This window comes from Acinetobacter sp. YH01006, assembly GCF_013420445.1.
In the GTDB taxonomy this organism is placed as follows: domain Bacteria; phylum Pseudomonadota; class Gammaproteobacteria; order Pseudomonadales; family Moraxellaceae; genus Acinetobacter; species Acinetobacter pseudolwoffii.
The window spans coordinates 143257-155753 of sequence record NZ_VOYB01000001.1; the positions used below are offsets into that span (position 1 = coordinate 143257).

A 12497-nucleotide genomic window follows, 5' to 3' on the forward strand; every position below is an offset into this window, starting at 1 on the left:
AGGGTTAATGTGTGGAACCTTTTTTGAAAAAATCCAGAATACCTTTAAACAAGAAGAGTCATCTATGCATCTGTCGTGATTTCAGCTTTACTGGCCGATTGAGGCTAACTTAAAAATCAAGAATAAATCAGATATATGGCATCCGATTAACCGGAGCATTATAAAGCTCAACTGATCTTATACGATTAGCATCCTAAAATTGGTTTAATATTCACACAATATAATAATGCTTAAAAATAAGGAAATTCATGACCACTTATCAAATTCAATGTCATTTAAAATATAAGGTTGTCCAGACCACAGAATTTGTTTTTCTGATTCAGGCGGCACATCATTCCGATCAAACTATTCTTGAACAACAACTGACATTTAATATGCCTGTCGTATGGCGTGAATTCCAGGATTTAAATCATCAAAATCGTTATATACGTCTGCATGTCCAACCTTGTGATGTCTTTGAAGTGCATTATAACGCGACAGTTGAACGTCATCCGGTGATCAATGCAGATGCGCAGCATAATCTGAATGAAGTGCTGATTCCGGATTTGCCTGATGCGGTGCTGCCTTATTTGCTGGCCAGCCGTTACTGTAATTCGGATTTATTTGCAGAAATGGCCAATCGGTCCTTTGGCTGGATGACGCCGGGTTATGCGCGGGTCAAAGCGATTGAACAATGGATTTATAACAATATATTTTATGTTTCTGGCAGCACGGATCAGTTTAGTACTGCAACAGATGTGCTCATCCATCGGGCGGGCGTCTGTCGTGACTTTGCTCATTTAGGTATTGCGCTGTGTCGTGCTTTAGGCATTCCAGCACGCATGGTGGTCGGTTATGTCGAAATCGAAAAGTTTTTACCCGATTTTCACGCCATTTTTGAAGCTTATTTAGAGGGTGGGTGGGTACTGTTTGATCCGACCCGTTTGGCGCCTGTAGAAAATTTAATTCGGATTGGCACTGGCATCGATGCCGGAGATGTGGCATTTTCGACCTTCTATGGTGAGGTCGAGCTGATTAAAATCGAGCCGATTATTCGCTCTGAATCAGATGAAAATCCGCTATCAAAGCCCACTGAAATTACTGCAAAATAACATGATTTTAAACAGTTTTATCAGCTTCATTGTAAGTCACGATGTTGTTGGAATATGCATGAAGTATAAAGCCTCAGCCCTTCAAAACCATTTTGATGATGAGCAATCATGCCGACATTTTTTTCTAAAAAGTAGGCATACCTGCAGCATTAAAAGATATAAAACAAATATACCTTTAAGGCTGCTTGGTTCTATAATGCGGAAAATCGATAAAAAGTAAATCAGGTAGACTGTGTTTCACTCAAATCTAGACTGGCTCAATACCTTAAAACCAAACTTCAAAGTCCTTCCGCTCAAAGACCGTCTGTTATGCGGCATCGGTGCCCTGATCGGCTTGGCCGTATCCTCATTGCTGAGTTTGTGGATTCTGGGTGATTTTAAGGCCTGGTATATTGCACCGATGGGAGCGTCTTCGGTGTTGCTGTTTGCAGTGCCGGCCAGTCCTCTGGCACAGCCCTGGAATATTATGGTGGGGAATACCATTGCGGCTGTGGTCGGCGTAACCTGCGCATTATTCATGGCCAATCCGACTGAAGCTTTTAGTGTCGCCGTCGCTCTGTCGATTATGCTGATGATGACCACAGATTCCTTGCATCCCCCGAGTGGTGCGGTCGCGATTACTGCGGTCTTGGGCGGAAATGCGGTACATGATCTGGGCTATGCCTTTGTGTTTTATCCGGTGCTCTTAAATTCACTGCTGCTGATGATCATCGCCATTGTATTTAACCGCATGATTGGCAAGAGCTATCCGCAGCAGGCGCAACTGAATACCCGTTCTAAAGATCCAACCCCGACCCAGAAAGTTACCATTCAGCCGCAGGATATTCAGGACGTGCTAGACCAGCAAACAGAATTGCTGGATATCAGTGAATATGACCTGCAAAAGATTATTCTGGAAGCACAGGATATTGCCAATGCGCGGGCGGTGCATGAATTTACTTGTCAGGATATTATGACCAAAGATGTGGTCACGCTGCATGAAAATGACAATATTCATCATGCGCTGGACAAGTTTAAACAGATGAACCTGATGAGCCTGCCCGTGGTCAATGCAGAAGAAAAACTGGTCGGCACTTTGGCCATGTATGACGTGGTGGAATGGTTTAAGCGTGCTTCGGATATTCGCAGCAGTTGGGAAGATCAGGTCAGGCATATTATGAGCTTAAAAGTCGTCACGGTGCAGCCGACCCAGCCGATTCAGGATCTGGTGCCTTATTTTGTTGAACGTTCTTTTAATTATATTCCGGTGGTCAGTCAACAACAGCTGGTGGGAATTATCAGTCGTGCCGATATCATTGCTGCACTGAATCAGGAACTCAATCAACTTAAGATCAAAAGCAGAACTGAATAAGATGATTTTAGAGAAATTATCTGAGTTTAATGCATCTGCTTTGAGCAAGGATTTTGCTTAAAAAGCAGCGATACTTGCCAATAAAAAAGCACGCCAAAACGTGCTTTTTTATTGGACTTGGTTTAGAGGAAGAACCAGTAAATAAACAGTGAAATAATAAAGATACACATAATATTCAGTACAAAACCGACTTTCATCATTTCGCTTTGCTGGATATGACCGGTTCCAAAAACAATCGCATTGGGCGGGGTAGCTACCGGCAGCATAAAGGCACATGAGGCACCAATACCAATGACAATCACCAGAATTTCTTTGGGCATGCCCATCTGATCCGCAATTGCGGCAAATACTGGTACCAGCAGGGCAGCCGAAGCGGTATTACTGGTAAATTCAGTCAGGAAGATAATAAAAGTGGCGACTACAAAAATAATCATCAGCGGGGAGGCATCACCAAAGGCATTGGCCAGAGTTTGCCCCAGTACCAGCGAACTGCCTGAATCCTTCAGAATGGCACTCAAGGTCAGACCACCACCAAATAGGTACAAGACCCCCCAGTCGGTATTTTCTGCAATCTGTTTCCAGCTTGCGGTACCTAGAATTACCACCATACAGGCAGCCGAAATTGCAATCCAGGTATCCGGCTGAGAAATACCAAAAATTTCGGTGAATTTTTTACTGAAAATCCAGGCAATTGCAGTACAGAGAAAGAGGATCATGGTGGCTATACGGGTGCCGGTCCAGGGAATATCTTCGGTCACAAATTGTACTTTGTGATTTAGTTTTGGACGTAGTACCAGATATAAACTGACTAGCATGGCGGGGAGAATAATGAACATCATCGGCAAGCCGATTTTCATCCAGTCGGCAAAATCATAGCCGAGTGCCTTGGCGGCAATGGCATTCGGAGGGGAACCGACCATGGTGCCCAGCCCGCCAATACTGGCCGAATAGGCAATGCCGAGCAGGATAAAGACAAAAGTTTTACGATCCTTGCTGACATCCAGATGTGAAAGCAAGCCTAAGGCCAAAGGCAGCATCATGGCAGCAGTGGCCGTATTGGAAATCCACATGGATAGCAGCGCCGTCACCACAAAAATCGCCAGTACAGAAATACCCAAATGCCCACCAGACATGGAGATAATCCACATGGCAATTTTCCGGTCCAGCTTCTGGATATGCAATGCCGTTGCCAGCGCAAAACCACCAAAAAACAGGAAAATGACCGGATCGGCAAAAGTGGCCAAAGCGGCTTGTGTGGTGATGGGAACCAGTCCCCCGTCAGAGGCCATTGGCATGGCGAGTAACACCGCCATCACTGGAACTAAAAGTGCGGTAATGGTGATATGAATCGCTTCAGTCAGCCAGAGAATACCGATAAAAGCCAGCAGAGCCAGACCCTTATTGGCATTCTGGTCATAGGGCAGATAAAGATAGAGGCTATAGGCCACAATAGCTGCAACAACAATAAGGATCCAGCCTTTGAGCAGCCCTTTAGGCATCGCATTGGTTGGGGTGGCTAGATTGGTCTGAGTCATGTGCACTCCTTGCAAGTTTTTATTTAAGTCATATTTTTAGATGGATTTTAAATATTTGATTGTTTGGTGTGTTTGAAAAACATCCTACTTGAAAATGCTGTAGTTCGACTGTTGTATTAATGCAGCACTTTGCCAAAGTGCATAGAGGCCAAGAAGTAAAAGCAGGCCAAGTACCATACGTTTAAAATGCTGCTGAGATAAACGGTGGCGTATTTTTCCTCCAATCCAGACACCAGCAAGTGCAAATAAGCTTATCCCGATCAGAATATGCTGTTGGGGGACTTCAAATGCAATCAGAAGGGGAAAGAGCCAAACCAGCTGAATCAGTTTACTGGCAATAAAATTGAGATTGCTGATAATGACGATGTCGGTTTTAGACAGCTGGCAGCTCATCAGATACATCATCAGAAAAGGTGCCATGGCATTGGTGGCGCCTCCAATGATGCCGGCCAGCAAACCAAAATACAGCATACTGGAAACATGAGAACTGACTTGCAGCGGCCGTGTTCTTAGCTGGTCGAGTACATAGAACACCATCACCAGACCCAGCAATAATTTTAGAATCCCTTCATTCAACCAGAATAATAACTGAACTCCGAGCATGCTTCCCAGCAGGCTACTCAGGATTAAGGGCCAATAACGTTTGAGATAATAGCCCATACTGCTGAACAGGCCATGCTGTGGATCGGCATTGAGCATAATCAGGTTAAGCAGCAGGCAGGGCAGAATCACAAGCGTCACTGCCATACTCAGCGGATATTCACTGGACAGAACGGCTGTACTCATCATGGGAAAGCCGAATCCGCTTAAACCATGCAGCAGGGCTGCTACGGCACAGAGCCAGAGCATCATCCATTCTGCCTGAGTCATCTGACATCCATTTCAAACATTGGAATATTGAATTTATCGCTAATTGAGCTAAAAGATAAAGTAAAAAGCTGTCATACAGCATAGAAATAACAAAAATATAGGCAAAAAAAAGCCACGATAATCTAGGGGAATTATCGTGGCATCAAAATCTCACCCCATTAGACTGGGTGAAGGAGGAAGCACTTCAATACATCTTGCTATAAATTAGGATGCAGATTAATAGCGTTTATCCTGATTGACGGTGCGCACAGGATTTTGATAGCCCTGAACTTGCTGAACCTTGTCCTGTTCAATGCTGTACTGCTTTTTTGGCATGATTAACCACAGAACCAGATAGACCAGAATACCCGGAAATGCAGCACTCATGACCGAAATCACCACAAAGATAAGGCGTAATAAATTTGCGTTCCAACCAAAACGTTCAGCAATACCACCCATCACACCTGCAATCATGTTTGAGCGGTTAGAGCGATATAAACCAACATTGGCCATTAAAATCTCCTGATTAAAAATAGGGTTGAATCCTAAAACAGATCCATACTTCAAAAATGGAGTTGGATCAAAATTTTTAAAGTGCTGATTGCAAATAAATTCGTTAAGTAATGTTAATAAAGATTAAATCCAGCTCTAAGAGCCACTAACATAGTGAAAATTCTATTGAACTCTTGTGTAAAGTTCATTGGCTTGCAATGTGCTCTGTACGTGCTGTGTTTCCTAATTTAGGTATGCTTTAAAATGAAATTGGATGTATCAAGTTGTACATTAAGCAGTTTTTTTAAATTCGGCCTAATGTTGGGGGGGATGGGCATACTACAGGCTTGTGATCGCCATCAAGTCAAGCCTGAGCAGGAGCTTCAGGCAGAATCAGGACAGGAGGGGGTGAAAATTTCCGCTGCGAATGCACAGCCTGATGTCGTGCCGGTGAGTGCAAAATCTTTAACTCAGGTAGCAGGGCAAGCTACCCTTCGGGCAGAAACCGAGTCAAATCTAGCCGTCGTACCAGATTATGCCAAAGATTTTATCGGCCGCTATTATACCGAGATTGACTGTGATGGTAACTTTGCGCCCTGCAATGAGGGTAAGGCAGAATTTATTTTGACCTTAATGCCGGATGGTACGGTGCATCGCAGCATTTTGCAGTATGGCAAAGTGTTTATTGATAATGCCAAAAGTAGCACTGCCAGCAATATCACCTATCGCAAAGACCGTTGGTTTATCAATCCGGAGCGTACCGAGGTGGTGGTGAGTCGTAAAGAAGGGGCGAGCTTTTATTATACGATTAAGGATTCGAACCATCTGGTGATGAATCTGGACAAAATCTATAGTGAAAAGGAAAGAATCAATCGTGAATTATTTGATCGCGGCTATCCTGCACCCTCTAAAGCTTATGAGCTGGTAAAAGACACCACATTTGATATTAGAAAATAATGCGATAAGAAACGGCGCTGCTCTTTTTTTTAGAATTAGATTAAAGAAAACTATTTATAACTGTTTAAAAATCAAAACAAGTTTTGAAGACAAATCAGCCTAAAATCCAAGCGTGAACATATAATAGCAGCTGATAGAAAGCAAATCAAAATAGTGTAAGGGATGTTTCAGAAAACATTCTAAGCAAAGAATGGTGGGCCGTCCGCGACTCGAACGCGGGACCAATGGATTAAAAGTCCACTGCTCTACCAACTGAGCTAACGGCCCATTCTGGGTAATCAAAATGAATTTGATTGAGATTTCTAAAACTGATGTTTTAGAATGATGGTGGGCCGTCCGCGACTCGAACGCGGGACCAATGGATTAAAAGTCCACTGCTCTACCAACTGAGCTAACGGCCCATCAAGGGATATCAAAGAAATGGTGGGCCGTCCGCGACTCGAACGCGGGACCAATGGATTAAAAGTCCACTGCTCTACCAACTGAGCTAACGGCCCTGAACCGGCATTCAAACTAGGTTTTGAATGTATAGTGCAAGTCAAGCTAAATAGCTTAAAGCACCACTTTGTTTGATGGAGCGTATTGTAGCAAGATCTCATTTCAGCGCAAGCAAAAAATAACAAAGTTGCCCATGTTTGATTATAAATAGAACAATTGTGCTTTATCTAAACAAAAAATAGGCAACTTCAGTACTTAGAAGCGATATTGGTAGGCCTGAATGTTGGCAAAAATCTCTGCTGTGAGCTCAGAATAGGCCGTTGCACCTGGTAATAGAACCAACAGGCGTTCATCGGTTTTATTCGGATCGAATGCTTGCTCTTTCAATCTGTTTTTCTGGTATTTAAAGGTGCCTGTCGTTTCGACTTGCTGCTGGATACGTAAAAACACCGGAACGGCATAAGCAGGCAAGCATTGCTTAAAGATGCTGACCATCTGTTGCAGGTCTTCTTGATCCAGTTGCATATCTGGTTTTAAGGTCAGCGCTGCCATCCCGGCACGACCATTGGTATTTGGAATTTCAACGCCATAGACCACGGCTTCAACAATTTTGTCATACTCGGTGAGCATATTTTCGACTTCGGTGGTCGAGACATTTTCACCTTTCCAGCGGAAAGTATCACCTAAGCGGTCGACAAACTGGGCATGACGAAAGCCGATATTACGTACCAGATCGCCCGTATTGAAATAAGCATCACCTTTGCCAAATACATCCTGCATGATCACGGACTTGTTTTTTTCCGAGTCGGTATAACCATCAAAGGGTGAGCGGCGGGTAATTTTACCAATCAGTAAACCTGTTTCACCTTTTTTCACCCGTTTGCAGTGACCCTTGTTATCCCGAACCGGTTCATTTTTATCTTTATCAAAGGCAATAATGGCATAGGGTGTCGGGGAGAAACCGACGGTATTATCAAAATTGAAAATATTGCTAAAACCGACATTGCCTTCACTAGACGCATACAATTCCAGCACTTCCTGAATCCCAAAACGGGATTTGAACTTGTCCCAGATATTCGGGCGCATGCCATTTCCAATCATTCGGGTGACCCGATGGTCTTTTTCCAGTTCAGAGGGAGGGGCATCCATCAGATAGCGGCACAACTCACCGACATAGCCAATTGCAGATGCATCAAATTTCTTTACATCTTTCCAGAAGGAGGAGGTCGAGAATTTACGTCGAATCGCAAGCGTTCCTGCACCTGCAATCACACCACACCAGCACACCACCATGCCTGTGGCATGATAAAGCGGCAGGGTGCAGTACATCACATCATTTTTCTTCAGGTTTAGCACATGGCCATAGGTGCCATAAGCCAGCGTCCAGCGCCCGTTGGTAAAGATGACTGCCTTAGGCAGGCCGGTGGTGCCCGACGTATAAATGTAGAACAGCCCATCTTTGCCTTGCACCGAATGGGTGGTCGGTGGATTGAATTTCGGGGAGAGATCGATTTTTTCAGCCAGATTGATAAAGCCCGCAGGCGCCTGACCTGGATCGGCTTGAGTATTTTGATCGGCAAACCAATGCAGGCGATCACTGCTAATATTGAGGTCATCACGAATCTCGTTGACCGCGTTCCGGCACTCTTCACCGACAATCACCGCAATTGGTTTGACCAGGTTGATACTGTGGGTCAGCACCTTACCCACCTGCGAGGTATTGACCAGTGCCGTGGTGACACCGAGTTTGGCCAGACCGAGCACGCTGGCAATCAGTTCAGGGCGGTTCTCGACCATCAGCGCCACGACATCACCTTTTTTGGCACCCAAGGAAAGATAAAAATGTGCAATCTGGTTGGCCCAGGCATTAAGAGCGGTATAACTATAGCTTTGATCTTCGAAACGCAAAGCGATACCTTCCGGATTACGCTGTGAAGCTTTTTCAAAAGCCAGACCCAGACCGGCCGGTGTATTCGGAGTACGTAAATAAGCCTGTCTTAGCCCAGTCAGCAAATTAGGCACTTTGATTAAGAAGGCCGGGATTTTGGCAGCGACATCTGCAATACCAATAAGATCGTGCGGTTTCATTTGGGTCATGAGAATCCTATTTGTTTTTCGTATCCGATAGGTTTAATTTATATACAGTAGACAAGCTATCCATCTTTTAACGTTAAAAAGCTAGTGCAATCTACCTATTTTGACCAAATCTAGCAAAAAAAACCTAGTCATCGAAATGACTAGGTTTTTTTATGTGACTGCAATTGGGCAAATTATGACTCAGTTGCAGTATTGGCTTTTTTCGGTGGACGGCCACGTGGACGACGCGGGCGAGCAGCTTGCTTCTCGGCTTTTTCCGCTTCGCTGGCTTCAGCTTCCTCTACGGTCGCTTCTGCCACATCTTTGCTTTTTGCCACAGGCGCTTCTGTTTCAGCTGGAGCCGCTTCTTCGACCTGAACTTCAGCTGGTGCAACTTCAGTGGTCACTTCTACTGGTGCTGCGGTTTCAGTTGCTGGTTCCGTCGGCTGAGTATTTTCCGTCGTTTCAACCACTGCTTCCGATGCTACAGGTGCTTCAGTTACAGCTGCTTCAACAGGTTCAGCTGGTGCTTCTACTGCTACAGGTTCTGGCACAGTTTCAACCGCCGGCGCGGCTTCTACTTTTGCCTGCTGTTTGGCTTGTTGCAAAGCCTGTTCCGCAGCCTGTTTGGCCAAACGGCGACGCTCACGTGGATCGTTGGCAACACGCTTGTCTGAGACCGGTTTTGGTGGGTTCAGGTCCAGGACTGGAGCAGGCTCTGCTTCAACCTTGGCTACCGTTACTTCAACATCACGGGTGACCGGTTTTTTCTCTGCAGCAGCAGGTGCTGCGGCAGCCACCAGACTCGCGTTGTACTCTTTCGTGAACTTTTCTAAAGCACGGTTGAAGGTTGGTAATAAACCAAACTGTTCAATCAGCACTGAGCAGTCTTCACCATAGACATGACGAATCAGGCTACCAATGGTGAACTGGCCCAAAGTTGGCACTTGTGACGGTGTTAACTGCTGAGCTGCAGGTTGTTGCGACTGTGCTGCACGCTGCTGGCGACGACGCTGACGCGGATCGTTGCTGGCCCGTGTTTTTTCAGACGTTGCTTCAGTCGCTACAATTTCTTCCACAGGAGCTGTCAAGGTGGCTTCAACCACATTTTCAGCTGCAGCCGCTTCAACTGGCGCATCTACCGGTGCAGTGACTTCAACTGCTGGCGTTGCAACTGTAGCATTGTCATTCAATGCCACGATTTCGCTTTTTGCCTGGTCAATATTTACGACCATTGCTGTTGGCATCACATCCGTACGGGGTGCATCGACCAATTCAACACGAAGCTGCTTGTCATTGACGGCCGGCGCTTCAACAACTGCAGGAGCTGCCTGAGGCGCTTGTTCGTTCAGAACACTTGGATCGCGGTGGCGATTTGGGCGTTCCGGACGTTGCTGGTTGCGGCGGTCACGGCGCGGCATTGCCTGTTGTGGCTGTTGTTCATTGTTCTGAACATCATTTTGCTGCGCTGGCTCGTTGTGATGCTGACGGCGAGAATGACGCTTGTTTTCACGTGCTTCATGGCGTTGTTCTTGACGAGACACCTGAACCACTTCTTCATGCACTTGATGTTGCTGAGGTGCAGGAGCTTCAGACTGAACCTGCTCGCGCGGTTCTTTGTGCTTCGGGTTCGGGTTGCGCGGTTTCTTGTTGTGACGTGGTGCCCTTTCTTCACGCTCTGCCGGTTTTTCTGCCGCATCACGTTCCTGTTTTTGTGCAACAGTCGATGGTGCCAGGTAAGCATTATTGTTGCTTGATACAGCAGCAGGTTGTGCTACGTGCTGTGGTGCTGGCTGTGCAACCGGTGCAGCCACCTGACCGAACTGGCCACGACTTACCGCACCGCCATTGATCATTTGTTCAATCGCTGCTGCAGCATTATTGGCAGTACGTGATGGATCAACAGTCGCTGCCTGTTTTTGTACAAACAGGTTTTCTAACCATGCACATGGGCTGCTTGAAGCTACTGGAGCTACTGCCTGTACAGGTGTTTGCTGTGCCACTTGCGGTTGAGCCGGCTGGTTTTGTGGATTGCGGCGTTTATTGTTATTACGGCCGTTGTTTTGTTGCGGCTGTGAAGGCGCTGGTGCTGCGTGTTGCGCATGCTGCTCTTCTTCTAGATGCCATTCAGAAGACTCATAGCCCAATTCTTTTTCACTTGAACGGGTCGCTTCGGTACGTTCATAGCTGGTTGGGGCAAAGCCTTCGGCATTATAGGTAATTTCATAATGCGGTGTTTCTAGATGCGGATGCGGCAATACTGTCACACGTACATTCGAGGTTTGTTCCAGATATACCAGGGTATGACGCTTTTCATTCAACATGAATGCAGCAATTTCGACCGGAACTTCGACCTGAACTTCACCTTGACGCTCACGCAGTGCAATCTCTTCCACTTTACGCATGATTGAAAGTGAAAGTGAACGCAAGTCACGTACCATGCCGGTACCATGACAGCGTGGGCAGACATAGCCAGTCGCTTCTTCAAGAGAAGGACGTAGACGCTGACGGCTCATTTCCATCAGGCCAAAACGTGACAATTGACCGAATTGAATACGGGCACGGTCACTCTGGGTCGCTTCACGAAGTTTCGCTTCCACCATACGCTGGTTGCGATCTTTGGTCATGTCGATAAAGTCGATCACCACCAGGCCGCCGATATCGCGTAAACGGAGTTGACGCGCAATTTCTTCTGCAGCTTCAATATTGGTGTTCAGCGCAGTATCTTCAACATCGCTACCGCGGGTCGATTTTGCTGAGTTGATGTCAATCGACACCAAAGCTTCAGTTTGATCGATGACGATCGAACCGCCAGAAGGGAGTTTTACTTCACGTTCATAGGCAGTCTGAATCTGGCTTTCAATCGCGAAATGAGCAAATAAAGGCTCATTTAAGGTATAGGTTTTCAGTTTGTCGAGTTGACGTGGCATCACTGCTTTTACGAAGTTATAAGCTTCATTATAGGCTTGCTCAGAGTCAATTAGAATTTCCGCAACATCATCACGCAGGTAGTCACGAATGGCACGTGTCACCACACCCGCTTCCTGATGCACCAACATTGGAGATGGGCCAGAACTTGCTGTTTTCTGGATTTGTGCCCAAAGGTCAAGCAGATGTTGCAGATCAAGTTGCAGCTCTTCTTGTGAACGGCCGATGCCGGCAGTACGCACAATCACGCTCATGCCACGTGGTACGTTAAGCGTCGCCAGCATTTCTTTCAGTTCTTCACGCACAGCACCAGAAATTTGACGGCTGATACCACCACCTTTCGGGTTGTTTGGCATTAAAACCAGGTAACGGCCAGCAAGTGAAATAAACGTAGACAGGGCAGCGCCTTTATTGCCACGCTCTTCTTTTTCCACCTGAACCAAAAGCTCGGTACCTTCCGTAATCAGTTCACGGATATTTGAGGTCTGGCGAGGGTCGGCTTTGTAATATGAGTTTGCAATTTCACGCATCGACAGGAAGCCTTGACGACCTGCACCATATTCGACGAATACAGCTTCTAAAGAAGGCTCAACGCGAGTCACGTGACCTTTATAGATATTGGATTTTTTTTGTTCACGGGTACGATTCTCTAAATCAAAATCGTAAAGACGCTGACCAGTGACAAGTGCAACGCGAATTTCTTCGGCATGTGTTGCATTAATCAACATACGTTTCATGGGTGTAACACCTTATAGTGATACACAGCAAAAAATCGCTATA

At 46.0% G+C, this 12497-nt stretch carries 8 protein-coding genes and 3 tRNA genes; 3 read left to right on the forward strand and 8 right to left on the reverse strand.

Annotated elements, in window-relative coordinates; translation table 11 throughout:
- Positions 1-248: 248 nt before the first annotated feature.
- On the forward strand, positions 249-1091 hold the full coding sequence (locus tag FTT73_RS00715) for a transglutaminase family protein (protein WP_005172908.1): 843 nt from the start codon (positions 249-251) through the stop codon (positions 1089-1091).
- Positions 1092-1323: 232 nt separating this feature from the next.
- The gene (locus tag FTT73_RS00720) at positions 1324-2442 is read left to right on the forward strand and encodes an HPP family protein (protein WP_005095404.1); all 1119 of its coding nucleotides are present in this window, start codon (positions 1324-1326) and stop codon (positions 2440-2442) included.
- A 122-nt stretch (positions 2443-2564) separates the two neighbouring features.
- Here the strand turns inward: FTT73_RS00720 and FTT73_RS00725 are convergent, their stop codons facing one another.
- The 3 genes from FTT73_RS00725 to FTT73_RS00735 all read right to left on the reverse strand — a co-directional run bounded on the left by FTT73_RS00725 (position 2565) and on the right by FTT73_RS00735 (position 5339).
- The gene (locus FTT73_RS00725) at positions 2565-3977 is read right to left on the reverse strand and encodes a DASS family sodium-coupled anion symporter (RefSeq protein ID WP_005172903.1); all 1413 of its coding nucleotides are present in this window, start codon (positions 3975-3977) and stop codon (positions 2565-2567) included.
- A gap of 84 nt (positions 3978-4061) precedes the next feature.
- Positions 4062-4847, reverse strand: coding sequence for a sulfite exporter TauE/SafE family protein (locus FTT73_RS00730; protein ID WP_180190863.1), 786 nt, complete (start codon positions 4845-4847; stop codon positions 4062-4064).
- A gap of 216 nt (positions 4848-5063) precedes the next feature.
- Positions 5064-5339 carry a PspC domain-containing protein gene (locus FTT73_RS00735; protein WP_005095409.1) on the reverse strand — a complete coding sequence of 92 codons (276 nt, stop codon included), beginning with the start codon at positions 5337-5339 and terminating at the stop codon, positions 5064-5066.
- 243 nt (positions 5340-5582) lie between these two features.
- Between FTT73_RS00735 and FTT73_RS00740 the strand changes: the two genes are divergently transcribed.
- Complete coding sequence (locus FTT73_RS00740) at positions 5583-6275, forward strand: hypothetical protein (protein WP_005172899.1); 693 nt, start codon at positions 5583-5585, stop codon at positions 6273-6275.
- Positions 6276-6466: 191 nt separating this feature from the next.
- Here the strand turns inward: FTT73_RS00740 and FTT73_RS00745 are convergent.
- The 5 genes from FTT73_RS00745 to FTT73_RS00765 form a co-directional block, all read right to left on the reverse strand.
- Positions 6467-6542: transfer RNA gene (locus FTT73_RS00745), tRNA-Lys, on the reverse strand.
- 58 nt (positions 6543-6600) lie between these two features.
- Positions 6601-6676, reverse strand: a tRNA-Lys gene (locus FTT73_RS00750).
- 20 nt (positions 6677-6696) lie between these two features.
- Positions 6697-6772, reverse strand: a tRNA-Lys gene (locus FTT73_RS00755).
- Positions 6773-6968: 196 nt separating this feature from the next.
- Positions 6969-8810: a long-chain-acyl-CoA synthetase gene (locus FTT73_RS00760; protein WP_100357567.1), complete on the reverse strand. Its 1842-nt coding sequence runs from the start codon at positions 8808-8810 to the stop codon at positions 6969-6971.
- 173 nt (positions 8811-8983) lie between these two features.
- Positions 8984-12454, reverse strand: coding sequence for an Rne/Rng family ribonuclease (locus tag FTT73_RS00765; protein ID WP_180190864.1), 3471 nt, complete (start codon positions 12452-12454; stop codon positions 8984-8986).
- Positions 12455-12497 lie beyond the last annotated feature (43 nt).

Coding starts and splice junctions, on each gene's coding strand:
- FTT73_RS00730 (WP_180190863.1), bottom strand. CDS start 4,847: ATGACTCAGGCAGAATGGATGATGCTCTGGCTCTGTGCCGTAGCAGCC.
- FTT73_RS00725 (WP_005172903.1), bottom strand. CDS start 3,977: ATGACTCAGACCAATCTAGCCACCCCAACCAATGCGATGCCTAAAGGG.
- FTT73_RS00715 (WP_005172908.1), top strand. CDS start 249: ATGACCACTTATCAAATTCAATGTCATTTAAAATATAAGGTTGTCCAG.
- FTT73_RS00765 (WP_180190864.1), bottom strand. CDS start 12,454: ATGAAACGTATGTTGATTAATGCAACACATGCCGAAGAAATTCGCGTT.
- FTT73_RS00735 (WP_005095409.1), bottom strand. CDS start 5,339: ATGGCCAATGTTGGTTTATATCGCTCTAACCGCTCAAACATGATTGCA.
- FTT73_RS00760 (WP_100357567.1), bottom strand. CDS start 8,810: ATGACCCAAATGAAACCGCACGATCTTATTGGTATTGCAGATGTCGCT.
- FTT73_RS00740 (WP_005172899.1), top strand. CDS start 5,583: ATGAAATTGGATGTATCAAGTTGTACATTAAGCAGTTTTTTTAAATTC.